We start from the raw sequence: 26271 nt of genomic DNA on the forward strand, positions 1-26271 counted from the left end.
TTCGATCGATACCGTCCGACCGGCCTGGTCGATCGTCAACCGCCCCGCTGAGGAGATACGTTCGGCTCCCGGTCGCAATCGGAACCGTCGGCATTCGAAGTCCCAGAATCGGTAGATCGGCCATTGCACGGTATGAGCGATCCACGAGCCGACGATCGCGACCCGGTGTATCGAGCGCACCTCGAACCCTTGATCACGCACGGTACGCAAGCCGGTCAGCTGATACCGCCACCAGCGGCGGGGGTTGGTTCGTCGCCGCCGGGAGGAGGTCTGCGCCCGCATGGAAGTCAACTGGTCGATCCGCAACTGCCGCTTCGAGAGGCAGAGTGCGAGATCGAGGTCGTCGACCACGTCCTCACGGACTTGCGCGTCGTCTCGGACTGTCAACCATGCCTCGCGCCGAATCGCCATATTGGGCCCGTACAGGTTCCCCACCTGACCTCCCAGCTTGCCGAACCTCACCAGCAGGGCCTGGCCCCAGCGTAGGAAGAACCCGACTGGTGAGTCGTGATACGTACACAATCCGGTCACCGCGGCAGTATCGGGGTGCTCGAGCAGGAACTCCCGAATTGTCTCACCCCAGTCGGCTGCCACACAGGTGTCCGCGTCGGTGCGTGCGATGAATGTTCCTCTGGCGCTGTCGAATCCGGCATTTCTGGCCGATGAGACGCCGCGCTGCGGCTGAGTGATGAGTTCGACCTTCGGGTGGCTGGCGATGAACTCCAACACGATTCCCGCCGTGCCGTCCTCGCTGCCATTGTCGACGACGATGATCTCGTCCACAGCCTGTTGCTCGACCAGGGACTCGAGGGTCCGAACAATCGAGGGGGCCTCGTTGAACGCCGGAACGACCACAGAGAGAGTTGCCTGGGAGGGTGGAACGACCATCGTGTAACCCGTTCGAATATCGTTGGCGGCAGGAGGTGGCGGGCGCGAGTGAACCCGAGATGTCATGTGCGGCATCCGGTTTTTCGTAGGATCGTCGCAAAGTGACGTGAAGTTCGAGTTCCCATCACTGGGAAGTCGGCGCTCCGTGGCAGGGTTTCGCGAGCCCGCGTCCGAAACATTCCCTGTGGTGGGAATACGGTCCCGAATGGGTGAGCGCTGGTCGCTATCATTGCGCGTCCACGACAACGAATTGCTGCGCTCATCTGCCAACCATGGCCTCGATCGATCCACATCGCGGGTCGACACTCGGTCACTTGGGGGTGAACGCGAGTGTGCGGCAGCAACTGTGAACCGAAGAACGAGACGCGAACACTGGAGCGGATTTGTGAGTGACCCCCGATCGGTGACGCGCAGGCCCGCGTTGGTTTCCGTCATCATCCCGGTGTACAACGGGCTACCAGACCTCGCCGAGCAGCTCGAGGCCCTCGCTCGGCAGGACTACGTCGGCGACTACGAAGTGCTTGTCAGCGACAACGGGTCGACCGATGGACTCCGTGAATACATCGCGCGCCAACCGCATTCGGAGAGACTGCGGCTGCGATATGTTGACAGCAGCGCCAAACGCGGCGCGCCCTTCGCGCGTAATCACGCGGCCGCGGTGGCCAGTGGAGATTTCCTGGTCTTCGTCGACCAGGACGATCGGGTGTATCCGCACTGGCTGGGCGCTCTGGTGAGTGCCGCATCCGGCGCCGACGCGGTGGGTGGGCCGATCGAATCGGAGACGCTCAACGACCGCGGTAGCGTCACTTGGCGGCCTGTGCCTACGGTGGAGGAGGGCTTTCCTACGCATTGGATGCCCTTTGCGAATGGGAACAATACGTCATACTGGCGTACTGCTTTCGAGGCGATCGGCGGCTACGACGAGGATCTGATCAATGGCGGCGACGATGTCGATATCTCGTGGCGGCTGCAACAGTCCGGTCTGACTTTCGCGCACACTCCCGATGCGTTGGTGGCCTACCGGCTGCGGCGAGACTTCCGAGGTGCATGGCGACAATGCGTCGACTACGGGTATGGGTACGCTCAAGTCTGTATCAAGCATCGGTCGCTCGGCTGCCCGCGGATTCCCACCCGCGCGATGCTGATCTCGCTGGTGGTGGCGACATTGTGTAATCCTTGGAATCCGTTCACGCGCAGGCGTGTTCCCCGCGGTCTGTGGATCATGCACGCCGCCGGCCTGGTGGGGCGGCTGAAGGCGAACCTCCGATACCGCACCTACACCGGCTGATTTCCGCACGGGCAGAGCGGGATCGAGGGAGGCAAGTTCGATCGTGGTGATATCGCCGTGCGGGGGCGGATCGATCAGGCCCCACCAGATCCGCGTCCCCTGTCGACCAAGCGCGATGAGCTCGTGACCCATACAGCGTGTGGGAGTGACGGCGATTGACGACAATCGGTATCGGTATCGGAGCTTGGTGCGGCGCGCGTTGCTGATCGGAGGCGCGGTGGGCGGGCAGATGGAGCTTTCGGATATTCGGTCGGTATCGCGGATGAGCGAACGCCCAGGTCCGCAGCCGGGTCGCCGGGTACAAGGCCCCGCGCGGCTACTGGTTCGTCGATCAGGTGATGCGCCAGCCCAACGGCAAGGCCAACTACCCGGCGGCCAAGAAGTACGTTGCCGAGCATCCTGACCTTGTCAGTAGGCCGCGCTAGCCTCGAAGTATGTGCCGAAACATCACCGCCCTACGTGGGCTGGAACCTGCGGCGACGCCCGAGGAGATTACGGCGGCCGCTTTGCAGTACGTGCGGAAGGTCGGGGGGCTGTCGAGTATTTCCGATAGCAACCGGGCGGTGGTGGACGCTGCCGTCGCCGATATCGCGGCGGTCACCACCCGGTTGTTGGCGGAGCTGCCGGACCGGAAGGTGCCGCCGAAGACGATTCCGCCGCTGCGGCGGCCCGAGGTGCGGGCGCGGATGCACTCGCACGATTGAGAGGTGGCGATGGTTGAGCGGAAACCGTCGAATCTGGGGTTCGAATCGTGGATCGACAGGCAGATCCGGGAGGCCACCGAGCGAGGGGAGTTCGACGGTCTGGCCGGGAAAGGGGAACCGATTCCGGGGGCGGGGACGTCCGTCGACGAGAGCTGGTGGTTGAACGACTACCTGCGCAGGGAGGGGCTCAGTAGCGATGTGATGTTGCCGCCGTCGCTGCTCTTGCGCCGGGATATCGAGCGGCTGCCGCAGGGCGTGCGGGAGCTGGCGTCCGAATCGCGGGTTCGTGAGGTCGTCGCCGAACTCAATGAGCGGATCGTGCGGTGGCTGCGGATGCCGGAGGGGCCGATCGTTCCCATCCGGCCGATCGATGTGGATAAGGTGGTCGCGCAGTGGCGGGAGGCGCGTGCCGCGCCGACTACCGAACCTGCCGCGCCGAGTGTTCCCGCACAGAGAGCAGAGCCCGAACGCGTGAGCTGGTGGCGTCGCCTACGGGGTGGACGCTGACGAGGCGGGCCCTCGGACCGGAAGTCCCTGCCAGCAGTCCCGAACAATGGCGTCGAGCTCCGAATTCTTCGGCGCCCAATCGAGTTCGCGTATGGCCCTGGTCGCATCGCTGATCAGGATCTGCGGTTCCGGAGCGGCGGGTGCGTGCAGCAGTGGCACCGCGTGCCCGGTGACTCGTTCCACGGCCGCCGCGACGTCGAGAATGCTGCTGCCCTGCCCACTGCCGATGTTGTAGCGGCGGAACGATCCCGGGTCGGACAGGTGATCTAGGCCCGCGACGAAAGCCAGTGCGGCATCGTCCACATGCAGGTAGTCGCGGACCGCGGTCCCATCGCCATTGACGGTCAGCGGGGTGTGGTCCAGGGCGGCGGCGATCGCGCGCGGGATCAGCCGGGTCGGGTCGGGGTCGGAACCACCCGCGATATTCAATAGCCGCAGGGTGATCGCGCCGATAATTCCGCCGCGCACCGCCGCCTCGACGGCGAGTTCGGCCGCCAGCTTGCTGCTGGCATACGGATGCGGTGGGGCGTCCGGCAACTCCTCGATCATAGGCTGCCGTTCCGGAGTGCCGTAGATGGAACCTGTTGAGGCGAACACGATTCGCGACACCCCATTCGCGGCCATGGCATCAAGCAGTGCGATCGTTCCGCCGGTATTGACCCGGAAGTAGCGCAGCGGATCGGTCAGAGATTCGCGCGCCCGCCCCAGCCCGGCGAGATGGCAGACCGCATCGACGCCGTCCATGGCGCGACGCAGGGACGCCGCATCGAGCAGATCGGCCACGCGTGTATCGGCGGCCTCGGACACCGCACCGTGACTGTGCACCATGGCGACGGGATAGTGGCCCGCTGCCCGCAGTGCCCGGACAACCGCCTGTCCCACATACCCTTTGGCTCCGGTGACGAGTACGCGCAAATTCCCTCTCCTATGCCAGCGGCCCCGCGTCGATGGCGTCAGAGCGGGTGACGGGGAAGTCTATGACGGTCACTCCCTGCCGTAGAGGTGTGCTGCCTCATCGCGTTCGGCCGCGATCCGGCCGCGACGCACGATCATGGCGGCGGCGGGATCTTCGCCGGTCAGGATGGCGCGATGCAGGGCGTCCGCATCGTCGATGGCCTCACAGGCGCCGCGCCCGGCGGCAGGAGAATTGGCGTGATCGGCATCCCCACACAGAATCATTGGTGGCCGTGGCGGTTTCGCGCCGCGGAAGGGAACGCGACGAGCATTGCAGGCCAGCACGCTCGACGTATTCGCGAGCAGGGTATCGATAATGTCGACACAGGGTGCGGCTGCGCGAATATCGTCGGCCCAGTCCGCGGCCTGAAATCCATTGTCCTGCTGAGAAATCGCCGGACGAGTGAGACGGGCGAACCAGAAGGCAGTGCCGTCCTTCCACAGGTGCCCGAAACTGCTGATCGGCAGTGCGCCCGTGCCGAAACGGCCGTCGAAATGCAGGACCGATGGATCAGTCGGCAGCTGAACGGGTTCGGTGGTCGTACCGTAAATAATGACCTGTCCCGTGTATTCGGCGGCGCGGTCGGGTTCGAGCCGGGCGCGGGCCACGGAGTCGACACCATCGGCGGCGATGATCAGATCGTTGACGGCAATAGCGCGATCCTCGGTGAAAACCGTTCTGGTGACCGGATCGATATCGGTGACCGTGACCTCGTAGTGGATCTCGGCCCCCGCGTCACAGGCGAATTCGGCCAGCACCCGCATGAGGTCGGCGCGCCGGTACAGGCGATGCATTCGACTGCCCAAGGTATTGCGGGATTCCGGCAAATAGTGAAACCGCAGGCCGGTCACCGGAAATGACACCGCCTCCAAGGCCTCGTGCGGAACCTCGAGTTCGCCGAGCACATCGTGGGCGTGCCGATCCAGCACCAGGAACGCCCCATCGGGCTCCGGGACACGCCGTTCGAGGACCGTGGCGGGCCGCTCATGGCAGGCCAGCGCACCCGCGAGGACAGTTCCGGCGATTCCTCCTCCGACGATCGTGACCAACCCGCTCCTCCTTCCCGTGAACCGACCCGGCCTCGACCATAGCCGATCGAAATAACCAGATAAATGCCCAGCTCACGAGCATGTGCTCACCGCCACGCTCGATGCCTATCGGCGGCGATTCGTGGCCGCGACCGTGGTGGATTCGCGGTGCCGGTGGTGACCGGGGCCGCGTGACCAGCCGCGTCCGGCGCGCCGAACTCCGGACGCGGCAGTCAGTCCAGCTACCGTGGCCTGGTGATCCCGCTCGTCATCGGCCTCGCCCTCCTGGGTGCCTTCGCCCTGATGCTCCGCCGGGAACCGCGGCGACTGGCCAATGGGGTGGTGCTGCTGTTCGCGCTGCTCTTCACCCTGCTCGGCATGATGGATCTCGATACCGACAGTGTCGTCGGATTCGCGACGGCCATGCTCATCATCCTGTCGCCGCTACTGGTGCTGGTGCTGGCTGGACTGCTCATGGCTAATGGCGTGCAAATGGTGCGGCGCGAAGGTCGGCGCGTCGCGAACCTGATGTCGTTCGGATTGGGTGTCGCGCTACTGGCCCCGTACGTGTTGTTCGTGGTGGCGGTGATCAGCGAAAGTGTGTGGTTCGCAACCGTGCTCGCCTCGATCACCCTGGTGGTCAGCTACATCAGCTTCCTGCTGGTGGCCTTTCTGCTGTACTCGTTCGTCTATCTGCGGTTGCCGTATGAGCGGGGGATGGGCGCGATCGTCGTGCACGGCTCGGGTCTGATCGGCGCGCGGGTGCCGCCACTGCTGGCGAGTCGACTGGATCGGGCGCTCGAGGTGTACCGGGCGGAGTTCGCGGTCGGAAACCATCCGCTGCTGGTGACCAGTGGCGGTAAGGGATCCGATGAGGCGATGGCCGAGGCCGATGCCATGGCAGGCTATCTCATCGACAGGGGGCTGCCCGACACCGCAATTCTGCGCGAGGACCGGTCCGCGACCACCCGCGAAAACCTGCTGTTCTCAAAGGATCTGCTGGCCGCGTGCGGAGTATCCCGAATGGTGTTGGTCACCAGCAACTTCCACACTTTGCGCACCGCGATCTTCGCTCGGCGATTGGGTTTGGACGCCCAGGTGGTCGGATCACCGACCGCCTTCTACTACATGCCGAGTGCGATCCTGCGGGAATTCGTCGGCATTCTCTTCGAGCACAAGTGGGTCTACTTCGGCGTATGCCTGGCCATGGCCGCTGTGCCGCCGCTGCTCGTTCTCGCGGTGGCGGTCATTCCCGGCGAGCAGTAGCCGTCCGCCGTGCTGCGCCTGCGATAGTGCTCGTCGAGCAGCGGCACCGGATCGAGTTCGCTCACCTGATGACCGGCATTGCAATGGTCGGTGAGGTCGTTGCCGTCCCGGGCCTGCACAATACGAATCTGCTCGACCGCGCCCAGTAGGGTGGCGGCCACTCGCGCGGCGCGGCGATATCCAGGTCCGTCGCGGTCGGCGACGATAATGACGCGATGCGCACCGCGCAGCCAGGCCGCGTGGTCGGGATGCCAGCCGAGCGCGCCACCCGCATTGCAGGTCGCGAAGAGGCCGCACCGGCGGGCGGTGAGCACATCGTGTTCGCCTTCGCAGACGAAGATGTCCGCGCCGGACCGCACGGCGGGAATCAGTTCGGGCAGCCGGTAGGGGATACGCGCGAATCCGCCGTGGCGCCAACCGGTTTCCGTCATCCGCTGCTGCCAGAAACTCTTGGCGTGGCCGTGAGCGTGCGCAATGCGCATACGATGCACCCGGCCTTCGGGGCGGCCGTCGGGCCGCTCGTAGACGTACACGGCGACGCGTCGCGGTCGGCCGATCTGCCGCCCGAGGTCGGCTTTGCGTACGGCCAGCGGCAGTCCAGCCGCCAGGATGGCGCGATCGGCCACGGATCGTTCCGACCGTCGCCGCGGCGCGCTTCCGGTATGGGCGCGCGGATGGTCGAACAGGTCGCGCACACCCAGTCCGAGCCGCTCGAGCACGTGCTCGTCGGAACATCCGGCGAAGCAGCGGATCACGGTCCTGCCGCGCTGCCGGTCGTAGATGACCCCCAGTGAGGGGTGGTGGCGGCGGCCGTCGCCCTCGTGGACGGGGCACAGGTAGCGCATCCAGTCGCCGCTGTGCCTACCGGGTCCGCTGATTCGGTCCAGTGCGTCGGTAATGGTGTCCCAGGATCGGTTGGTGCCCATGGCATGCCCCTCGGTGTTCCTGATTCCGGTGTACTCCGTCGTGAGCGCGGATGCGACCGTCGCTTGCGGATGCACGTACCAGGGGCAACGGGGGCCGGTTCGCACTGATTTCGTGATACCTGTGAAAAGTAGAAAGGCCCCGAGCCGCAATGGCTGGGGCCTTACTTTGTAGTCCCGACGGGATTTGAACCCGCGCTACCGCCTTGAGAGGGCGGCGTCCTAGGCCGCTAGACGACGGGACCAGGACTTCCCCCGGTCTCGCGACCGTGGAAGCTCAGCTAGCTTAACCGATCGTTCGCTCATTGCGAAATCGGCGGTCGCGGCTTGACCTCAACATAACTTAAGGGTGGAGGGTGGAGTCATCACGAGCTGGATGAAATCGAAAGCGAGGCAATGAGATGCGTGCAGTGGAGGCGAAGGCTTACGGCGGTCCCGAGGTGCTGTCGGTGACCGAATCGGCGGATCCGGTGGCCGGTCCGGGCGAGGTCGTCATCGATGTGGCGGCGGCCGATGTCATGTTCCTCGATGTCCGCCTGCGCGGGGGATGGGGGCAGGACTTCTTCCCGCTCGAGGTGCCCTACGTGCCCGGCGGCGCGGTGGCGGGCGTGGTGAGTGCGGTCGGCGACGGTGTCGACGCGAGCTGGCTCGGCAAGCGCGTGGCCAGCCGCACCGCCGCGAGTGGCATCGGCGGTGGTAAGCCGATCGGCGGTTACGCGGAGAAGGCGTTGGCGAAATCCGAGACCCTCACGGTGGTGCCCGACGGCGTGCGGCTCACGCAGGCAGCCGCATTGGTGCACGACGGCATCACCGCGCTCCTGGTCGCCGACCGCGCCGCCATCCAACCGGGGGAGCGGGTACTGATCACCGGTGCCGCCGGCGGGCTCGGCACCCTGCTGATCCAGCTGTCGCGAGCGGCGGGCGCGACTGTGATCGCCGCCGCTCGTGGCGCGGCCAAACTCGAACTGGCACAGCGCTTGGGCGCGCAGACGGTGATCGACTACTCCGAGCCGGACTGGCCGGAGCAGGTGCGGGCCGCCACCGATGGGCGCGGTGTGGATGCTGTCTTCGACGGTGCGGGCGGGGATATCGGCCGAGCGGCGGTCTCCGCCACGGCCGTCGGCGGTCGCATTCTCGGATACGGCAATGCCGCAGGCGACTTCGCCGACTTCGATGCCGAAGCCGCTGCCGCCCAGAACATCACCATCGTCGGCCTTTTCGAGCTCACCGGCTCCGAGGTGGACTGGAACGCGCTGCACGATCGCGCTTTCGCAGAGGTGGCGGCCGGTCGCCTGGAGGTTGTGATCGGTCAGACATTCCCCTTGCACGAGGCGTCCGCGGCACACGCTGCTATCGAATCGCGGTCGGCGGTCGGGCGGACACTGCTGACGGTCTGAGCACCGAGGCCCTTCGTCGTTCCGGCCGAAGTGCGCCGGATGGCTAAGGGCCGCCGGTCAGTCCACCTCCCGCTGCACCTGCCACACCCGGTGCGACGGTTCAGGCCGCCACTGATCATCTCGATGAGCCGACCTAGACGACACCGGACGGCAGGGCGCTGCGCGTCTGCTCCACCAGTTCACCGGGTGGCAGCGTCGCATCGAGGGTGATACCGGCTTCGTCCGCGCTCAGCGGCCGCAGCACCGACAGCTGCGAGTCGAGCATGTCCACACTCATGAAGTGACCTCTGCGTGAGGTGAGCCGTCGCTTCAATTCCGCACGCGGCGCGGCCAGATGAACGAAGAACAGATCGGGCGCGGCCTCGCGCAGCCGATCACGGTAGCCCTGCTTCAAGGCCGAGCAGCTGAGGACGGCGGCGGGTCGCTCGGCCAGCCAGGCGACGAGGGCATCGAGCCAGGGTGCGCGGTCCTCGTCGTTCAGGCCGTTCCCGGCCGCCATCTTGGCCACATTCGCGGCCGGATGGAAGTCGTCGCCCTCGCCGAATTCGACGCCCAGGGCCTCGGCGAGCAGTGTCCCGACAGTCGACTTCCCGGAGCCCGCCACTCCCATCACCACGATGCGCGGAGGTTGCGTGGTCACAACCACGACCCTAGTCGGATTCGTCCCGCGGGCATCGTGTGCGGCGCCGGACACGGCGCGCCGGATATCGGTCAGCGGGTGATAGGAACCCGTTTGGTGACAATGCGATGCAGCAGGCGGGCGGCGGTGCGGGCGGTGCGGCTATCGATATCGAGCGATGGATTCAGTTCCGCCACATCGCAGATGGCGAGCTTGCCACTGGCGGTAACCTGATCGCAGACGGTCTGGATGGTCTCGAGGGGGACGCCGAAGGCGGCGGGTGCGCTCACCCCCGGGGCCACCGCGGCGGGGAGTACGTCCAGATCGATGGTGAGGTACACGAGGTCCACATCCGCGAGGAAGTCGTCGACGAACGCCGCGACGGTCGCCGTCTGGGTGACGCCGCAGTCCTCGTCGAGGAGATAGTGGACGCCGAAGCGGTCGGCGGTGTCGAACAGGGCGCGGGTATTGCTGGGTTGGCTGATGCCGACCACGTCGTAGCGGAGCGCGTCACCTTCGGCCGCCAGCATTTGTCGAAAGGGGGTGCCGGAGCTGGGAATCGGGTCGTCACGCAGATCGAAGTGCGCGTCGAGATTGAGTACCCCGAGCCGACGCCCGCCGCGCAGTGTCGATTCCGCCAAGCCGAGGTAGGTGGCATAGGCGACCTCGTGACCGCCGCCCAGCACCACCGGAAAATGCCCGGCGTCCAGCAGGGCTCGCGCCGCCGTGCCGAGCGCCCGCTGCCCCTCCTCCATCCGGTCGCCGGTCACGGCTACGGTGCCCGCGTCGTAGACCTCGAGCGGTGCGGCCAAGGCCATGGACGAGAGTGCGCGCCGCAAGGCATCCGGGCCTGCCGCCGCGCCTGGCCGACCCTTGTTTCGTCGTACTCCGGCATGGCTGGCGAAGCCGAGGAAAACGCTTGCCCCGGCGGGGCAGTCGGACCGATAGGGTCGCACCGCCTGATGCCATCGCAGGTGCTCGGGCCCTTCTCCGTCGACGCGGCCCGCCCATCCGGGCACTCCGGGTTCGTCGGTCTGTGCGGTATGGATGGTCACGGAATCAGAGCTCCGAAGTCGGTCGAACTGTTGGAGTGAGCGGAAAGCCCTGCCTGCCAAACAGTTTCGACCAGCGGGACCCCTGGCCGATAGGCGAGATGTAGGTATGACGGAGCCGACAGTGCGATGGCGTCGGCCCGTGCGCCGAGACGCAGGGTGCCGATATCGTTGCGTTGCAGGGCTTTCGCCCCTCCCGCGGTAGCCGCCCACACCGCTTCCGCCGGCGTCATACCCATTTCGCGCACCGCCAGGGCAATGCAGAACGCCATGCTGGTGGTGTAGCTGGTGCCCGGATTGCAGTCCGCGCCGAGTGCGACCGTCACCCCGGCGTCGAGTAGGGCCCGAGCGTCGGCGTATGGGCTCCGGGTGCAGAATTCGGCACCCGGCAGCAGGGTCGCCACCGTCGGACTCTGGGCCAGCAGCTCGATATCGTCCGCCGTCACATGGGTGACATGATCGACCGACGCCGCCCCCAACTCGACGGCGAGCGCGACACCGGGACCTTCCCGCAGTTGGTTGCCGTGCACCCGGGGAATCAGTCCGTGCGCGATACCGGTCTGGAGTACCGCCCGTGTCTGGTCGCCGTCGAAAGCTCCACGCTCACAGAACACATCGATCCATTTGGCGTGCGCGGCGACCGCCGGGATCATCTCCGCACACACCATACGCACGTAATCATCGATGCGCCCGGCGTATTCGGGCGGTGCCACATGCGCGGCCAGCAGCGTCACCTCATCGGTGACCGCACCGGCCACCATGGCGCTGCGCAATTCGTCGGCCACGGATTGCCCGTAGCCCGTCTTACACTCGACCGTCGTACTACCGGACCGCAGCGATTCGTCCATGAGCCGCCGGGCATTCGCCAGCAGTTCGGCGTCGGTGGCGTGGCGGGTCGCCTCGATGGTGGTGCGGATACCGCCCGCCGCATACGGCTCACCGGACATGCGCGCGGCGAACTCCTCCGCCCGCTCACCGGCGAATACCAGGTGCGCATGGCTTTCCACGAATCCGGGCAGTACCGCGCGTCCACCGAGATCGTGGCGGATATCGGCACCGGGCGCATCGGCGGAGTCGCCGACCCACGCCACCACGCCGCCGTCGAAAACGACTGCGGCGTCGTGGCGCACCCCGAGCGGCCCCGTACCCAGTTCGGGGTCATTGGTGACCAGCGTGCCGATATCGGTGAGTACGGTGGAGCGTGCGGTCACGGGAGTCCTTTCTCGCGTATCGGGAATCAGGCTTCCGACATGGGAATTCGAATACCACGCTCGGCGGCGACCTCGCGGGCATGTTCGTATCCGGCATCCACGTGCCGGATAACACCCATCCCGGGATCATTGGTGAGCACCGCTTCGAGCTTGCGGGCCGCCAATTCGGTGCCGTCGGCAATACATACCTGTCCGGCGTGAATGGAGCGTCCCATGCCGACACCACCACCGTGATGGATCGATACCCATGATGCGCCCGACGCGGTATTGACCAGCGCATTGAGCAGCGGCCAGTCGGCAATGGCATCGGAACCGTCGAGCATGGACTCGGTTTCGCGGTACGGCGATGCGACCGATCCGGAATCCAGGTGATCGCGGCCGATGGCCAGCGGTGCGGACAGCTCGCCGGAGGCCACCATCTCATTGAATTTCAGCCCGGCACGGTGCCTTTCGCCGTAGCCGAGCCAGCAGATGCGTGCGGGTAGCCCTTCGAAGGCGACCTTCTCACCGGCCATTGTGATCCAGCGCCTCAGGTGTTCGTTATTCGGGAACAGTTCCAGGATGGCGCGATCGGTGGCCTCGATATCCTTGGGATCGCCCGAGAGCGCGGCCCAGCGGAACGGGCCCAGGCCCTCCTCGAACAGCGGTCGAATGTAGGCGGGGACGAAGCCGGGGAAATCGAAGGCTCGCTTGTATCCGCCCTTGCGGGCCTCATCGCGAATGGAATTGCCGTAGTCGAATACTTCCGCGCCCCGGTCGAGGAAGCCGACCATGGCCTCCACATGCTGGGCCATCGACTCGCGCGCCTCGTCGGTGAACCGCTTCGGATCGGCCGCGGCCCGGGACTTCATCTCGGCGAAGTCGATTCCGACCGGCAGATACGCGAGCGGATCGTGGGCGGAGGTCTGGTCGGTCACGATATCGATGGGTGCCTCCCGCACCAGCAGGTCCGGGAAGATCTCCGCGGCATTGCCGTGTACGCCGATCGACAGTGGCCGCCGGGCATCGCGCGCTTCGACAGCCACACGCAGGGCCTCATCCAGATTCTCTGCCTTGACGTCGAGGTACCTGGTCTTGATTCGTCGATCGATGCGGGTTTCGTCGCAGTCGACGCACAGCGCCACACCCTCGTTCATGGTGATAGCGAGCGGCTGCGCACCACCCATACCGCCGAGACCCGCTGTGAGGGTGATGGTTCCGGCCAGGGTGCCATGGAAACGCTTGCGCGCGATGGCACCGAAGGTCTCGTAGGTGCCCTGCAGAATGCCCTGGGTGCCGATGTAGATCCACGATCCGGCGGTCATCTGCCCGTACATGGTCAGACCGAGCGCCTCCAGACGGCGGAATTCCTCCCAATTGGCCCAGTCGCCAACGAGATTGGAGTTGGCCAGCAGGACGCGCGGGGCCCACTCGCTGGTGCGGAGTACGCCGACCGGCTTACCGGATTGCACCAGCATGGTCTCGTCATCGCGCAGGGTCTTCAGGGTGCGCACCATGGCGTCGAAGGCCTCCCAGCTGCGCGCCGCGCGACCGGTACCGCCGTAGACGACCAGGCTGTCGGGATGCTCGGCCACCTCCGGGTCGAGGTTGTTCATCAGCATGCGCAGTGCACCCTCCTGCTGCCAGCCCAGGGTGGTCAGTTCACTGCCGCGCGGGGCGCGTACCGGGCGGGCACCCGGCAGAGCATCTTTCCGATCGGTCATGGCGTGCTCCTTGTCGTTGGAAAGGGGATGCGGGTGACCTGGCTGCGCGGGGTGCCGTGGCGTTCGGCCTCGGGGGTGACATCGATGGCGCGGCGCTCGATGGCCAGACCGTCGGCTTGCTCAGTGTCATGGGCCTGTACCTCCGTGCGGGTGGCCATCGCGTGCACTGTGCGCTGAGTCACCGGATCCGAGATGGGATGTATAGTCCTGTATATACAGGCATCTGTCAAGCTGTCGGATACGATTTCCAGGCGGCGGGTGGTCCGCGGTGCGGAGGGATGGAAGTGCATGGCGCAGGTCGCGGTCGATACCGAGCTCGCGACGCTGTTCGCGCAGGCCGGGGCCGAATCCGCGCCCGCCTACGAGCGAATCAAGCGCATGGTGGTGGCGCGGATCGAGGCCGGTCACTGGACCGAGGGTGATCTGCTGCCCTCGGAAAGCCAACTGGTCGCCGCGCTGAAACTGTCCCGAATGACCGTCAATCGGGCGCTGCGCGAACTGGCGGCCGAGGGAGTTGTACAGCGGCTCATGGGCGTCGGCACCTTCGTGGCGCCCGCCAAGAAGCCGAGTGCGCTGTTCGAGGTGAAGAATATCGCCGACGAGGTGCAGCAGCGCGGACACCGCCACCGCACCGAGGTAATACTCCTGCGCCGCGAACAGACCGACCCGGTCACGACTCCGCTACTCCGGGAAATGGTTCAGGACACCGTCTTCCATTCCCTCCTGGTGCATTTCGAGGATGACGTACCGATCCAGGTCGAAGACCGTTTCGTCGCCCCCGCCGTCGCCCCCGGCTACCTCGAACAGGACTTCACCAAGCGCACCCCTAACAGCTACCTCTCCGAGGTCGCCCCGCTGGTCCGCGGCGAACACGTCGTCGAAGCGGTCCACGGCAGCCCCGAGGAATGCCGCCTTCTGCACATCGCACGCGATGAGCCCTGCCTCCTGATTCGGCGGCGCACCTGGGCGGCCTCGGGACTGGTGAGCGCGGCACGCCTGGTACACCCCGGCTCGCGCAACCGCCTCGAGGGCACCTTCACCCCCTAGCGGGCGGCCCGGCCCGCATGCCATCGAGGAGGGCCGGCACGTCGTAGGGCGGGCCGACGCATCGTGAAGGTGGCCCGACACGTCATGAAGGCAGCCCCGCACGTCCATGAGGGTGGGCCGACACGTCACGGGCCCGCCCGCCATGTCGCGGACGCGGCTCGCCCCGTCATTCCGGCGTGCTTCTGGCCGGAATCCACCACGATCTGTTGCTGTACTCATCGGTGCGGATCCCGCCAAACGCACGCCGGAATAACGGGTCCACGAGCGTGTACTCGGGTGGCAAGGGTGCTCGCATATATGTGGGTGACGAACCGCGCGCACACGAGGTCGGTGTCGCCGATGGCAGCCGCCGTTCCGCGCAGACCTGCCTAGCTTCCGTACCGTGGTCTCGTGTGGCAGCGAGGGATGAAGACCATGGCAGCCATCTGCGGAGCGGTCCTTTTGGCCGCGTGCGCGCAGGAGTCGGCCGCGAGTTCGAAGGCGGGCGGTTCGGTGACTGAAGGGACCGAAATGACGACTGGTCTTCCCGATACCTCGGCAGCGGGACAGCCGAATCCGTCGACGGTGTCGCGGCCCGGATTGGAATCCCCGGGCCTGTCCGAGCGGGTGGTGGTCCTCGACCCCGGCCACAATGGCGGTAACGGCTCGCACCCGGCGATCATCAATGCCAAGGTGCCCGACGGTCGCGGAAATACCAAGGCGTGCAACACCACCGGCACCAGTGCCAATAATGGTTACGCCGAACACGAATTCACCTGGGATGTCGCCGTCCGCGTCCGAGATCTCCTCACCGCGCGCGGTATTCGCGTAGTCATGACGCGCGATGACGACACCGGCGTCGGTCCCTGTGTGGACCAGCGCGCCGAACTCGCCAACAGCGCCGGCGCGGATGCCATCGTTTCCATTCATGCCGATGGTGCCACCGGTGCGAATGCCCACGGCTTCCACGTGGCGCACTCCTCCCCGCCCCTCAACGATGCCCAGGGCGACCCGTCCCTGCGCCTGGCCACCACGCTCCGCGACACCTTCGTCGGCAATGGCTTCACGCCCTCCACCTATATCGGCTCACACGGTCTCAATCCGCGCCCGGACCTGGCCGGCCTCAATTTCGCCGAACGTCCCGCGGCCCTGGTCGAATGCGGCAATATGCGCCATCCCGCGGACGCAGCGATTATCGAATCCCCGGACGGCCGAGCCCGTCTCGCCGCCACGATCGCCACGGCGATCATCGCCTACCTCGGCTGACTCCGCTACTGAGCCTGGTTGCGCAGGATCGGTAGGTCCCGGCATGCTCTCGTCCGGGATCCACGCGCCGGAATATCGAGGGCGGCCAGGTGAGCACCGCGAAACCCGATCCCGGATCCATCGGGTCCTCGGCGGCGGAGTGGTCGGCGTGCATGCGGTCGCGTTGCCGAACTCCGTCGCAGCTATTCTGCTGCCTGGTCAGGCACGCGCCAACAAGTGCCCGCACGTGTATGTCGAATGGGCGGACGGTGATCCGGTGGCCAACCTGCTGCGCTTCCTGTTCCTCGGTGCGGGCGCGGGCGCGCCGGTCACGCGCGAGATCCCGCACCGTGGCGTACCCCGCTGGTCGCAGCGGCCGCATGCGCACCCGGACAGCTCGCAGTCGCGGAGAATCTAACTGTTACCCCTGGTAGCACAAACGGGTAGAATATTGCTACGCTCACGTAGCAACTGTGGTCGCGGGTTTCACGCACGGCCACGGGTACCACAATGACCAGGAGTATCGATGAAGCTACTTCCGAAGTTGGGCCGCCGCCAGCCGACGACCGATCCCGGCGAGGTAGCCCTCCACGCGCGCAATGTCCAGTTCGACTGGACCAAGACCCCGCCGGTCTGGATGACCGCCGAACCGGTCGCCTCCCATGTGCTCAATGCCCTGAGCATGCTGCTGCCCGAGGGTGAGCGCATGTTCCTCGTCACCTTCGGCGAAGCCCTGCCGCTGGTGCAGGACGAGAAGCTGCGCGAGGCCATGGTCGGCTTCATCGGCCAGGAATCCATGCACGCCGAAAGTCACAACCAGGTTCTGGAGAACGTGCTGAAATCGCACGGCATCGACGTGGAACCCTATGTGCGGCAAGCGGAATACCTGTTCCGTAAGACCCTCGGACCGCGCGAGGCGGGCTCGGAGGCGCAACGGCAGCAGCAATTGGTGGAGCGGCTCGGCGTCATCGCGACGCTGGAGCATTTCTTCGCCTTCCTCGGCGACTGGGTGATCAATGCCGATCTGGAGAAGTTCGACGCCGACCCGCAGATGCTGGATCTGTTCCGCTGGCACGGGGCCGAAGAGGTCGAGCATCGGATGGTCGCGCACGATGTCGCCGAGTACTTCGATGTCGGCTATGTGCGGCGTGGCGCGCTCATGCTGCTGATCTTCCCGATCTTTATCGCACTGCTGCTGCGCGGCACCAAATATCTGGTGCACCAGGACCCTTCGCTGCCCAACCACCGCTACCCCATGCTGGTCGGCCGGATCTTCGCCTCCATGTGGCGGGGAGCGCTACCCGGCATTCCGTCGCTGCTGGTGAGCGCGCTGTCGACCTTCAAGCCCGGGTACAGCCCGGAAGGGGTCGGCTCCTCCGCGCAGGCTATCGCCTACCTCGCGCAGTCCCCGGCGGCCCGCGTCATGGCATCGTGACCGCGTCGCGTCCGATCCCGTCCGAACCGCCGCTCGACCTGTTCGGCAAGGCCCGCAGCGATCGCGCTACCCGGGTGCTGGAACTCATTGCCGAGACCCGGTTGCGGTGGACCACGGTGATCAACCGTCAGGCTCCGGCGGTGCGGGTGGATGATCGGCGGACTCCGCTGATCGTCACCGAACGACGCGTCGAGGCACATGACACCGACGTCGTCAGTGTCATGTTCACGGCACCCGATGGGCGCAAGCTGCCCGAGTGGCGGCCCGGGGCGCACCTGGACTTGGAGCTGCCGTCGGGGAAGGTGCGGCAGTACTCGCTGTGTGGTGACCCCGCCGATCGGCACAGTTATCGAATCGCGGTGCGCCGCATACCCGATGGCGGCGGCGGGTCCCTGGAGGTGCACGAGGCCCTGGCCGTCGGCACCGCGCTGACCGTACGCGGGCCGCGTAACGCCTTCCCGTTCGTGCTCCCCGGACACGGATCATCGGCCGCCCGAGTGCATTTCGTGGCGGGCGGTATCGGCATCACCCCGATCCTGCCGATGGTGCGGATGGCGAACCGGCTCGGTGTGGACTGGACGATGGTGTACGTCGGTCGCAGCCGCGACACCATTCCATTCCTCGACGAGGTGGAGTCCTTCGGTGACCGGGTGACCATCCGCACCGACGATGAGCACGGAATACCCGGCGCCGCGGACCTTTTGCGTGGCGTCGGACCCGACACGTCCGTGTACTGCTGTGGACCGGTGGTCATGACCCAGGTCATCGCCGACTCGGTGTGCGATATGGCGGGAGTGGAGCTCTATTCCGAACGCTTCTCCGCGCCGCCCGTGGTGAACGGCACCGTATTCCAGGTCGAACTGGCCCGCAGCGGCACTGTCATCGAGGTGCCCGCGGATAAATCCGTACTCGAGGAAGTGCTGAAAGTCCGCCCGGAGCTGCCGTATTCGTGCCGTCAGGGGTTCTGCCGCACCTGCCGGGTGCACACGCTTTCGGAGAATGTCGATCACCGCGACACGGTGCTCACTCCCGACGAGCGCGCCGCCGGCGACATGCTCATCTGTGTATCCCGCTGCGGCGGTGAACGACTGGTGCTGGACCTCTAGCACCCCTCTCGAGGAGACGATCGTGACCGATCAACCGACCATCATCCCCGCATCCGAGCGCATTGTCCGCAATGGTGAATTCGAGATCGCTGTCTACGAATACGGTGAACCGTCGGCCGAGACCGTGGTGCTCGTCCACGGCTGGCCCGACGACAATCACCTGTGGGATCACGTGGTGCCGCTGCTGGCGCAGCGTTTCCACGTCGTCACCTATGACACCCGCGGACACGGGCGTTCGACCCGCACCGATCGCACCGAGGACTACCAGCTCGAGCGTTTCGCCGCCGACTTCTTCGCGGTCGCCGAGGCGGTGAGCCCGGGGGAGCCGGTGCATGTGCTGGCCCATGACTGGGGTTCGGTGCAGGTGTGGGAAGCGGTTTGTGAGCCGGATGCCGCCGCGCGAATCGCCTCGTTCACCTCGGTCTCCGGGCCGAACCTGGATCACCTGGGCGCCTGGGTGCGTGGGGAGCTCTCGCGCGGCAAGCTGTGGGGGCCGTTCACCCAGCTGCTGTCGTCGTTGTACACCGGCCTGTTCATGACACCGGGTGTGCCTCGCGTGGTGCTGAAACCCCTTGGTACCGAGAAGATGTGGTCGCGATTCGTCGGCCTCATGAACGAAACCTCGCCGGAGAACGTCACGCTCGGTCCGGAGTTCCAGCGCGACTTCTTCGACGGTATGCGCATCTACCGCGCGAATATCCTGCGCCGCATGAGCGGTCCGCGTGAGCGTCGCACCGAAGTTCCGGTGCAGCTCGTCATCGCGCGCCGCGATGTGGCGGTGCGGCCCACTGGATACAACGACACGCACGAATGGGCACCGAACCTCTACCGCCGCGAGGTAGGCGGCGGGCACTGGCTGCCGTTCTCGCATCCGGAGCTGCTCGCCACCGCCACCACCGAGCTCATCGACTCGCTGCGTACCGGCGCGGCGACGCGTGGCCTGCGTCGCGCCGAAGTCGGCCGCCAGCAACGGGAATTCGACGATCAGCTGCTCGTCATCACCGGCGGCGGTAGCGGCATCGGACGCGAGACCGCGCTGGCCTTCGCCCGCAAGGGTGCCGAGGTGGTGCTATCGGATATCAACCTCGACTCCGCCAAGGAGACCGCGGAACTCATTGCGCGCGAAGGTGGTAGCGCGCAGGCCTACCAGCTGGACGTTTCGAATAAGGACGCGGTGGAAGAGCATGCCGCCACCGTGATCGCCGAGCACGGGGTGCCCGATATCCTGATCAATAACGCGGGCATCGGTCAGGCCGGGGACTTCTTCGACACCTCCGCGGCCGAATTCGACCGTGTCCTCAATATCAATCTGTACGGCGTCATCAATGGCTGCCGTGCCTTCGGCAAGGCCATGGCCGAGCGTGGACTGGGCGGACATATCGTCAACCTCTCCAGCATGGCCGCCTACACGCCGCAGCGCGGTTTCAGCGCGTACTCCACCAGCAAGTCGGCGGTCTTCATGTTCTCCGACTGCCTGCGGGCCGAACTGGCGAGCAAGGGTATCGGCGTCCACACCATCTGCCCCGGCATCGTGCACACCAATATCGTGGCGAATACCCGTTTCGCGGGCGTCTCCGCCGCCGAGGAAGCCCAGAAGCAGGCGCGCTACGACAAGCTCTACGCTGCCCGGCGCTACGGTCCGGAGAAGGTCGCCGCCCAGATCGTCAAAGCGGTCGAACGCGATCGCGCCGTCGTGCCGGTAACGCCGGAAGCGCACCTGCAGTACCGCTTCAACCGTTTCGCTCCGGCGGTCGCCCGATTCGTCGCGGCGCGGGTCAAACTGACCTAGGCGCCGTCTCGGCTCCCCGGTGGGTGTCCGGGGACGCGGCCGGTTCGTTGCTCACGCGCGGACCGGCCGCTTCGCTGTGTAACAGGTCGATTATTGGCTGGCGGGATCGCCGCGGGACCAATAGCTTTCGTCCATGGACGTAGTGATCGCGATTATCGTGCTGGTGGTTGTCGTGGGTTTGTTCCTCGCGTGGCTGAACCACAGCTCCGAGGGTGAACTTCGGCCCAGTCGAGGGCGTCGGCGTCGAGGGTGGGGTGCCGGTGGGGGCGGCGGTGGTGAGTCCGACGGAGGCGGTTGTGGCGGTGGCGGTTGTGGCGGAGGCGGGGGTGGTGGAGGTGGGGGCGACTAGTGGTGGCTCGTTCGCGCCACACCAGGCATCCGAGGCGATGTCGTGGCAGGCGTGCCTCATTCGACGCATGCGGGTCGCCGGGTATTCGCGGAATGCCGGTAGCTATCGGGACAGGCCGGTACCCAGTGTCACGAGCGCTCAATCACCCCTGATTGCGGGTCTATCGAGAGCTGAAGCGCGACGGTAGCTTTCGCTCATGGAACTATTTCTAGGAGCGGCGCTCGTTCTCCTGCTGTGTGTTCTCGGCTGGTACGCCTGGACGGTGGTCTCCGACCTCCGGACTCGCGATCGGATACGACGCTGGCGGAGCGTGCACCACACCGGGTACGAATCCGGCGGCGGCGATAGCCGGGACGGGGGTTCGGGCTACGGCGGCGATTCGGGCTACGGCGGCGATTCGGGCTACGGCGGTGACTCGGGCTACGGCGGAGGTTCGAGCTGCGGGGGAGGTTCGAGCGGCGGCGGTGGTGGCTGTGGGGGCGGCGGTGGCGGCGGCGGGAGCTGAGGGCGCCGGTCTGTCAGGAACCCGACCGCAGTTCCTCCTCGATGCGGACGACCCGCTCCGCCGGGATACCCCACGGATGCTCGACCCCGACTCGCGCGTCCAGATCCCACAGCACACACGTCTCATCGGGCCGCGCCACTATCGACCACGCGACCACGGTGCGCCCCAACTGATCCGCCATGGAACCCGCCGCAGTGCCCCCTGACCCCTCGCCGTCGGGGAAGTGGTGCAGGAACCGCCCGTACGCGGTATCGCAGAAGCGTTGATACCGCATGGTGCACAGGATCAACCCGTGCCACGCCTCATCCACCGCGTGCGACGGCATTCCGATCACCTGCTCATCGCGGATGGCGGCCCCGCAGCACCGCAACCATTGCCGCAGACCGGTTTCCACCAGTTCGCGTGGCTGCCAGGGGGAGGTCTTGAATACGGCTTCCGGCAACTCCAGCGCATCGACGGCGCTATTGATCCGATCGATTCGAAGGCGGCTCAGGCGTTTACGCAACACGATTCACGGTACGGCGGCGCGGGTTGATCGATCAAACCTCAATTTCATGGGCTTCGGACCGGTCAATCCCACTGGATCAGAGGGTTACCGAAGCGCCGCAGCGGGAATCGGAGTGGTCATGGGTGGTTTATCTCTGGCCCAGTGGATATTGCCGTGGGTAGGCGTACTCGGCCTCGTGGTGGTCATGCTGGCGGGGGCGATCGGCTTCTTCATGCTGATGTTTCGGATCGATTCGATGCAGGAACGGGCGAGAAGGCGTAGGCGCTGGGCGGCCAAGGGCGGGGGATCTGCTTATCGCGGATACGGGGGTGGCTGCACCGGCTCGGGTGACCGTGGTGGCGCCTGCAGCGCTGGGGGATGGGGCGGCAGCGAATGTAGTGGAGGAGGCGGTGGTTGCGGTGGAGGAGGTGGGGACTGAGGTCGGGCACGGGGCTGCGCACCCCACCCCGATCGATCAGTTCGCGACCGAAACCTCTGCACTCCGGGTGGTCCACAGGCTGGTGGCGGTGACGGTCGCCAACACCACCACGATCACGCCCAGCGAGGCGAGCGTCGGGATGGTCGGCACCGCGGTCCAGACATCGTGCGCCCAGTGCAGCACCAGTTTCACGCCGATGAAGGCGAGGATGATCGCCAGACCGTAGACCAGGTGCACCAGTCGCGAGAGGGCGGCGTGCAGCACGAAATACAGTGCGCGCAAACCGAGTAGCGCGAAGGCGTTGGTGGCGAACACCAGGAACGGGTCACCGGTCACCCCGTACACGGCGGGTACCGAGTCGACCGCGAACACCAGGTCGGTGATCATTACGGCGGCCACGACCAGGGCCAGCGGGGTGAGCGCCCGGCGGCCCTTCTCGACAACCGTCAACCGGGTGCCACGGTAATCATCGGTGACCGGCATGAACCTGCGCAGCAGCCGCACCGACTTCATCGAGTTCACATCGACATCGGCCTCCTGCCCACCGAGCGCGTCGACAATCAACTTCACCGCGGTAACCAGCAATATCATGCCGAAAAGCAGGAAGGCCCAGTCCAAGGTCGCCAGCGCCGTGGCGCCGAGCGCGATGAAGATGCCGCGCAAGACCAATGCTCCCGCGATGCCGTACAGCAGCACCCGCTGCGCCAGCGCCGCGGGCACCGCGAACGCCGATAGCAGCAGCATGAAGATGAACAGGTTGTCGACCGAGAGCGATTTCTCCAGCAGATACCCGGTGAAGAACTCCACGCCCGGCGTGGAACCCATACTGGCCCAAAGATATACGCCGAATGCGACGGGGAGTGCGATGTAGAAGATCGTCCACCCCAACGCTTCCCGCATGGACGGGTCACGGGGGCGTCGGGTGAGCGCGAAATCCAGCACCAGCAGGCCGGTCACGCCGAGAATCGTCAGCGCCCACAGTCCGGGCGTGCCAACGGTTTCGATGGTGGTGGAAGTCGCGAAGTGGGATACGGCGAGACTCAAGAGAACTCCTCGGACAGGATCAACCAGCCGAGGTCTCCTTCACCTACGAGACCGTAGGCGACCATCCGGGGACCGCGATGACGCGATCCGTATTGACCGGAGTGATGCTTGGGAAGTACTCCCCTCGCGAGCCACGATAGCCGACCCTCAGCTCTCCCGTCCAACTGTCCAGTTCATCGGGGGCTGAGCACCACCACCGCGATGGGCCGCGAGGTCTTCTCCTGATAGGCCGAGTACCGGCCCCCATTGACCTTGTCCACCAACGCCCACCGCCGCGCGTACTCCGGATCATCCGGATAGGTGGCCCGCCCGGTCACCGCGATCCTCTCACTCCCCACCTGAATCTCGCAGTCCCCCTTGGCCTTCACATTCGCCAACCACCCCGGCGGTCGAACGGACCCGCCATTGGACGCGGTCACGAGATAGTCCTTCCCATCCCGCGCGTACGTCAACGCATTGGTCCGATCCTTCCCGCTCTTCCGCCCCACCGTCCGCAACAGCAATGTCGGGTTGCCGAACAGGAGCCGATGCCCCACCAACCCGCCACTCTTCTCGTAGAGCCACTGATGCCCCCGCAACACATTCACGAACAGGTCTGCCACAGTTCCTCCTGACCATTTGGTTCTGCCGAACCTCAAGCATCGCTCGAGGCGGAAGACCGCGCTCGTCCACGCTCCGAGGAGCGCGTTGTTTCGCCGAAGAGTTTCTGGCTACTCATGGGGGAGTGCCGGGCTGGGTGCCCATGCCGATGGTGATCGGGGTGGGAACCGACCTGCGGGACTGGACTCAGCTCTTCCTGGCTGAGTTGTCATGACAGCGGAAAGGAACCGGACACCATGTTGATGCTCACCCCCACCGCCATCGAGGCCGTTCGCACCCTCACCTCCGCAGAGGGCACACCGGAAGGTTCCGGATTGCGAATCTTCGCGACGGAAAACGCCGAGGCCATCGCGTTGGCGGTCGCCGAGGCACCGGCAGAGCAAGACAAGGTCCTGGATGCCGACGGATCCCGCATCTTCATGGACGAGCAGGCAGCCGCCTTCCTCGACGACAAGATCCTCGACACCGGACTGGACCCTGAAGGCCAAGGTGCCTTCGTGCTCGCCCAGCAGGACCAGACCCCCTGATCCACGGGCTCACGCCGTAACGGATCACACTTGATCGCACTCGAGCCCGGCAGCCAACCCGGGTTCGGAGTGCCTATCGATGCCGTCACGCTGGGGTGGGTTATCCGGCAGCCGCCGACCCATCTCGGCAACGGTCCACTCATTCATGCTTCCGAATGAAAGCACATGTCTCCGAACAGGATTGGTCGGACTCCGGGATGAAAACCTGCCGCTCACTTGGCGCAGTACCAGGAAGCCATGCGCAAGGAACGAATCTGGGAAGGTATGCGAATCACTCAGGCCTGCGGTGGCGCGCCGAATCTGCGGGACCGCAACGACATAGACGTGCTGCGTGAAGCCAGCCTTCGCTGCAACCGCAAAGTGGTTGTGCCAGTGAATTCCGGCGTCGTTTATCGGCGAAATCGGACGCCGCGTATGTCAGTTCAGCCGTGATCGTGACGACGAACGGTGACGTCACTGTCCCCAACAGTGGGGGCAAGGCACAATCTCAACGTAGCGGTGGCCGGTTCCGTAGTGCTGACGAGCTCGCTGGGCGGTGTCGCCCCCAGTCGAGTGCGTGGCTCCCGCTCCGGACAGGCTGAACATGAAAGGACTGCGACGTGCGGGAAGTGGCGAGCCACCGTGTCGATGAGTGGCGGATGGCCTACGCACTCGACGGCATCTCCGAGCGCACAAGGATCCACTGGGAGCACTGGTACGACGGCCTGTCCCTCGGGTCACTACAGGAGATGTGCGACGGGCTCCTCGACCACCTCGCCGCTCGCATCGCGGAGGACCCCGAGCTCTGTTCGCCTGATTCGGCCGTCGTCCTGCGCACTGCAGCGGAGTGCGCTCTCGGGGCTCTGAGCCTTGGCGCGTTTCCCAACGGCGACCAGGAGGTGCCTCTCCCGCTCATCGATGAGATGTTCAGTAGCGAGGTAGTCGACTACAGGTCTCTTGTCGACCAGGCGCCGACCGCACGAACCTGGCGGCAAGTGTTCTCATTGTGCCTGATCAGCGGACCGTGGGAGCGAGACCGAGTGATCGGCGGGCTGCTGCTCGTCGACTACGCGCCCACCATCCGTGAGGGAGTGCCGCACTCGCCGCTGGAATCGCAGTCGGATCCAGCAGATATCGCGGAGATGGACGCATTGTGCATCTACCTGGTCGGGCCGTGGCAGCCGAACTCCTCCGTGCACGGGTCGTCATTGGTTCTGCGCAAGCCCGACGCGGACGAGCGCGCCGAGGCTGCACGACAATTGGATGCAGTCGGTCCACTGACATCGGATCAACAGCTGCTCCGCACACTCCTGGAAGACGACCGGTCGACCTTCGAACACGCGTTGACCACCCGTCTCACCCAGTATCGCGACAACGCAGCAGTCGACGCGCCCCCACGAAGCCTGTTGCCGTTCGGCACGATCGCGCTGGTCAAGCTCGCCATCCGGGTTCACGGGTGGGAGCTGGGCATCGGGTCCAATTATCTACCGGCGCGCCTACTACACGGCGAGTAAGTCCTTCCTGCGGACCCGGCTGTAGGTTGAACCAATAGTCGATGAGTTCATGACCGCTTCGGCTTCTCCATCCCATCCAGCCTGGACCTAGCCATCGCTCTGGCAGCGGTACGCGATCTGCGGGAACCAGCGACTGAGGATGAGACCGCAGTCTTCGAGACTGACGTGCTATCCGGGTTCGTGCTGGCACGTGCATCCGCGCGGGGACGTGGTTCCTACCAGTCCGGGACCCCACATAGGAAGTGTCCGCCCGCGCAGAGTCGTTGGCGTACGGGCGGATCCGGTTGTTCAGACGGCGTAGTCGTTGATGGTAATTGCCCGTGGCAGCGGTTTCTGCATGTTGACCAGCTATCTATCGGTGAACTTCGATGTCGTCTCGCCGCGGCCACTGCTCGCGTTGTCCGGGCGAGGCGGTAGGAGTCGATGCCGGTTTCGATGATGTGGCCGCGGAAGGCGAGGCGGCCGACGATCGTGGCGCAAAGCCTCGGGCCGGTGAAGGTTTCGTCCAGCCGGACCAGCGCACGGAGTGCCTCATCGGGCGGGACTGCCGTACGGCTTTCAGGGCGTCGGGCAGCGTCATCTTGTCGAACGGGTCGCTGTTGATGATTTCTTCTGCCGCAAGGTATTTGAAGAACTATTGCAGGGCTCGATAGTTGCTGCGGACGTACTCGGGTGCGGGCGGCCT

26 protein-coding genes and 1 tRNA gene are annotated in these 26271 nt (G+C 65.7%); 14 read left to right on the forward strand and 13 right to left on the reverse strand.

Annotation, left to right across the window (positions count from 1 at the left end):
- The coding region (locus NU1_RS38765; RefSeq protein ID WP_157553602.1) for a glycosyltransferase family 2 protein at positions 1-888 on the reverse strand (888 nt) is incomplete at its 3' end.
- Positions 889-1273: 385 nt separating this feature from the next.
- Here NU1_RS38765 and NU1_RS38770 point away from each other — a divergent pair.
- From NU1_RS38770 to NU1_RS38780, 3 genes are all read left to right on the forward strand, one after another.
- Positions 1274-2176, forward strand: a complete 903-nt coding sequence (locus NU1_RS38770) for a glycosyltransferase family 2 protein (RefSeq protein ID WP_169815209.1) — start codon at positions 1274-1276, stop codon at positions 2174-2176.
- 434 nt (positions 2177-2610) lie between these two features.
- Positions 2611-2880, forward strand: a complete 270-nt coding sequence (locus NU1_RS38775; RefSeq protein WP_067529332.1) for a DUF2277 domain-containing protein — start codon at positions 2611-2613, stop codon at positions 2878-2880.
- Between the two features lie 9 nt (positions 2881-2889).
- Entirely contained in the window at positions 2890-3387 is a 498-nt protein-coding gene (locus NU1_RS38780) for a DnaJ family domain-containing protein (RefSeq protein WP_067529333.1), read from the forward strand.
- Here NU1_RS38780 and NU1_RS38785 read toward each other — a convergent pair.
- Both NU1_RS38785 and NU1_RS38790 read right to left on the reverse strand, forming a co-directional pair.
- Complete coding sequence (locus tag NU1_RS38785) at positions 3370-4302, reverse strand: NAD-dependent epimerase/dehydratase family protein (protein WP_067529335.1); 933 nt, start codon at positions 4300-4302, stop codon at positions 3370-3372. The two genes, NU1_RS38780 and NU1_RS38785, sit on opposite strands and share 18 nt — an antisense overlap.
- Positions 4303-4371: 69 nt before the next feature.
- Positions 4372-5391 carry an FAD-dependent oxidoreductase gene (locus NU1_RS38790; protein WP_067529338.1) on the reverse strand — a complete coding sequence of 340 codons (1020 nt, stop codon included), beginning with the start codon at positions 5389-5391 and terminating at the stop codon, positions 4372-4374.
- Positions 5392-5625: 234 nt separating this feature from the next.
- Between NU1_RS38790 and NU1_RS38795 the strand changes: the two genes are divergently transcribed.
- Positions 5626-6636 carry a YdcF family protein gene (locus tag NU1_RS38795; protein ID WP_067529339.1) on the forward strand — a complete coding sequence of 337 codons (1011 nt, stop codon included), beginning with the start codon at positions 5626-5628 and terminating at the stop codon, positions 6634-6636.
- On the opposite strand, the gene NU1_RS38800 is transcribed toward NU1_RS38795, so the two are convergent.
- Positions 6555-7562, reverse strand: coding sequence for a toprim domain-containing protein (locus NU1_RS38800; protein ID WP_157553606.1), 1008 nt, complete (start codon positions 7560-7562; stop codon positions 6555-6557). The two genes, NU1_RS38795 and NU1_RS38800, sit on opposite strands and share 82 nt — an antisense overlap.
- 169 nt (positions 7563-7731) lie before the next feature.
- Positions 7732-7804: transfer RNA gene (locus tag NU1_RS38805), tRNA-Glu, on the reverse strand.
- A gap of 156 nt (positions 7805-7960) precedes the next feature.
- Here NU1_RS38805 and NU1_RS38810 point away from each other — a divergent pair.
- Positions 7961-8956, forward strand: a complete 996-nt coding sequence (locus NU1_RS38810; RefSeq protein WP_067529342.1) for a zinc-binding dehydrogenase — start codon at positions 7961-7963, stop codon at positions 8954-8956.
- A 133-nt stretch (positions 8957-9089) separates the two neighbouring features.
- Here the strand turns inward: NU1_RS38810 and NU1_RS38815 are convergent, their stop codons facing one another.
- The 5 genes from NU1_RS38815 to NU1_RS42055 form a co-directional block, all read right to left on the reverse strand.
- Positions 9090-9596 carry a gluconokinase gene (locus tag NU1_RS38815; RefSeq protein WP_245720511.1) on the reverse strand — a complete coding sequence of 169 codons (507 nt, stop codon included), beginning with the start codon at positions 9594-9596 and terminating at the stop codon, positions 9090-9092.
- A gap of 71 nt (positions 9597-9667) precedes the next feature.
- Positions 9668-10624, reverse strand: coding sequence for a formimidoylglutamase (gene hutG, locus NU1_RS38820; protein WP_067529388.1), 957 nt, complete (start codon positions 10622-10624; stop codon positions 9668-9670).
- A gap of 2 nt (positions 10625-10626) precedes the next feature.
- On the reverse strand, positions 10627-11838 hold the full coding sequence (hutI, locus tag NU1_RS38825) for an imidazolonepropionase (protein WP_067529344.1): 1212 nt from the start codon (positions 11836-11838) through the stop codon (positions 10627-10629).
- Positions 11839-11864: 26 nt separating this feature from the next.
- Entirely contained in the window at positions 11865-13541 is a 1677-nt protein-coding gene (hutU, locus tag NU1_RS38830) for a urocanate hydratase (RefSeq protein ID WP_067529345.1), read from the reverse strand.
- A complete protein-coding gene (locus NU1_RS42055; RefSeq protein WP_157553608.1) occupies positions 13538-13699 on the reverse strand; it encodes a hypothetical protein in 162 nt (53 codons plus the stop codon). Before NU1_RS42055 ends, hutU begins: the two co-directional genes overlap by 4 nt.
- Before the next feature lie 130 nt (positions 13700-13829).
- Here NU1_RS42055 and hutC point away from each other — a divergent pair, with 130 nt between their 5' ends.
- From hutC to NU1_RS38870, 7 genes are all read left to right on the forward strand, one after another.
- Positions 13830-14588, forward strand: a complete 759-nt coding sequence (gene hutC / locus NU1_RS38840) for a histidine utilization transcriptional repressor HutC (RefSeq protein WP_067529350.1) — start codon at positions 13830-13832, stop codon at positions 14586-14588.
- A 510-nt stretch (positions 14589-15098) separates the two neighbouring features.
- On the forward strand, positions 15099-15833 hold the full coding sequence (locus tag NU1_RS38845) for an N-acetylmuramoyl-L-alanine amidase (protein ID WP_212762324.1): 735 nt from the start codon (positions 15099-15101) through the stop codon (positions 15831-15833).
- Positions 15834-15876: 43 nt separating this feature from the next.
- Positions 15877-16230, forward strand: a complete 354-nt coding sequence (locus NU1_RS38850; RefSeq protein WP_067529354.1) for a hypothetical protein — start codon at positions 15877-15879, stop codon at positions 16228-16230.
- A gap of 108 nt (positions 16231-16338) precedes the next feature.
- Positions 16339-17247 carry a metal-dependent hydrolase gene (locus tag NU1_RS38855; protein ID WP_067529356.1) on the forward strand — a complete coding sequence of 303 codons (909 nt, stop codon included), beginning with the start codon at positions 16339-16341 and terminating at the stop codon, positions 17245-17247.
- Positions 17244-18353, forward strand: a complete 1110-nt coding sequence (locus NU1_RS38860) for a PDR/VanB family oxidoreductase (RefSeq protein WP_067529358.1) — start codon at positions 17244-17246, stop codon at positions 18351-18353. Before NU1_RS38855 ends, NU1_RS38860 begins: the two co-directional genes overlap by 4 nt.
- Positions 18354-18372: 19 nt before the next feature.
- Positions 18373-20142: an SDR family oxidoreductase gene (locus tag NU1_RS38865; protein WP_067529390.1), complete on the forward strand. Its 1770-nt coding sequence runs from the start codon at positions 18373-18375 to the stop codon at positions 20140-20142.
- Between the two features lie 545 nt (positions 20143-20687).
- Positions 20688-20996 (forward strand): hypothetical protein, encoded by a 309-nt coding sequence (locus NU1_RS38870; RefSeq protein WP_067529360.1) that lies wholly within the window; start codon positions 20688-20690, stop codon positions 20994-20996.
- Positions 20997-21009: 13 nt separating this feature from the next.
- Here the strand turns inward: NU1_RS38870 and NU1_RS38875 are convergent, their stop codons facing one another.
- The 3 genes from NU1_RS38875 to NU1_RS38885 form a co-directional block, all read right to left on the reverse strand.
- Positions 21010-21504 carry a UCP032817 domain-containing protein gene (locus NU1_RS38875; RefSeq protein WP_245720512.1) on the reverse strand — a complete coding sequence of 165 codons (495 nt, stop codon included), beginning with the start codon at positions 21502-21504 and terminating at the stop codon, positions 21010-21012.
- Positions 21505-21958: 454 nt separating this feature from the next.
- Positions 21959-22966 (reverse strand): TerC/Alx family metal homeostasis membrane protein, encoded by a 1008-nt coding sequence (locus NU1_RS38880; protein ID WP_245720513.1) that lies wholly within the window; start codon positions 22964-22966, stop codon positions 21959-21961.
- 173 nt (positions 22967-23139) lie between these two features.
- Entirely contained in the window at positions 23140-23568 is a 429-nt protein-coding gene (locus NU1_RS38885) for a nitroreductase/quinone reductase family protein (RefSeq protein ID WP_067529362.1), read from the reverse strand.
- A 234-nt stretch (positions 23569-23802) separates the two neighbouring features.
- Between NU1_RS38885 and NU1_RS38890 the strand changes: the two genes are divergently transcribed.
- Together NU1_RS38890 and NU1_RS38895 are read left to right on the forward strand one after the other, a co-directional pair.
- The gene (locus NU1_RS38890) at positions 23803-24093 is read left to right on the forward strand and encodes a hypothetical protein (protein WP_067529363.1); all 291 of its coding nucleotides are present in this window, start codon (positions 23803-23805) and stop codon (positions 24091-24093) included.
- Positions 24094-24692: 599 nt separating this feature from the next.
- Positions 24693-25586 (forward strand): immunity 49 family protein, encoded by an 894-nt coding sequence (locus tag NU1_RS38895; protein WP_067529364.1) that lies wholly within the window; start codon positions 24693-24695, stop codon positions 25584-25586.
- Positions 25587-26271 lie beyond the last annotated feature (685 nt).

This window comes from Nocardia uniformis NBRC 13702, from assembly GCF_001613345.1.
Classification (GTDB): domain Bacteria; phylum Actinomycetota; class Actinomycetes; order Mycobacteriales; family Mycobacteriaceae; genus Nocardia; species Nocardia uniformis.

What these genes read in the sequence shown, in the direction of transcription:
- NU1_RS38850 (WP_067529354.1), top strand. Translation starts at nt 15,877, where the DNA reads ATGCTCTCGTCCGGGATCCACGCGCCGGAATATCGAGGGCGGCCAGGT.
- hutC (WP_067529350.1), top strand. Translation starts at nt 13,830, where the DNA reads ATGGCGCAGGTCGCGGTCGATACCGAGCTCGCGACGCTGTTCGCGCAG.
- NU1_RS38890 (WP_067529363.1), top strand. Translation starts at nt 23,803, where the DNA reads ATGTTGATGCTCACCCCCACCGCCATCGAGGCCGTTCGCACCCTCACC.
- NU1_RS38845 (WP_212762324.1), top strand. Translation starts at nt 15,099, where the DNA reads ATGACGACTGGTCTTCCCGATACCTCGGCAGCGGGACAGCCGAATCCG.
- NU1_RS38810 (WP_067529342.1), top strand. Translation starts at nt 7,961, where the DNA reads ATGCGTGCAGTGGAGGCGAAGGCTTACGGCGGTCCCGAGGTGCTGTCG.
- NU1_RS38800 (WP_157553606.1), bottom strand. Translation starts at nt 7,562, where the DNA reads ATGGGCACCAACCGATCCTGGGACACCATTACCGACGCACTGGACCGA.
- hutU (WP_067529345.1), bottom strand. Translation starts at nt 13,541, where the DNA reads ATGACCGATCGGAAAGATGCTCTGCCGGGTGCCCGCCCGGTACGCGCC.
- NU1_RS38870 (WP_067529360.1), top strand. Translation starts at nt 20,688, where the DNA reads ATGGAACTATTTCTAGGAGCGGCGCTCGTTCTCCTGCTGTGTGTTCTC.
- NU1_RS38775 (WP_067529332.1), top strand. Translation starts at nt 2,611, where the DNA reads ATGTGCCGAAACATCACCGCCCTACGTGGGCTGGAACCTGCGGCGACG.
- NU1_RS38780 (WP_067529333.1), top strand. Translation starts at nt 2,890, where the DNA reads ATGGTTGAGCGGAAACCGTCGAATCTGGGGTTCGAATCGTGGATCGAC.
- NU1_RS38855 (WP_067529356.1), top strand. Translation starts at nt 16,339, where the DNA reads ATGAAGCTACTTCCGAAGTTGGGCCGCCGCCAGCCGACGACCGATCCC.
- NU1_RS42055 (WP_157553608.1), bottom strand. Translation starts at nt 13,699, where the DNA reads ATGGCCACCCGCACGGAGGTACAGGCCCATGACACTGAGCAAGCCGAC.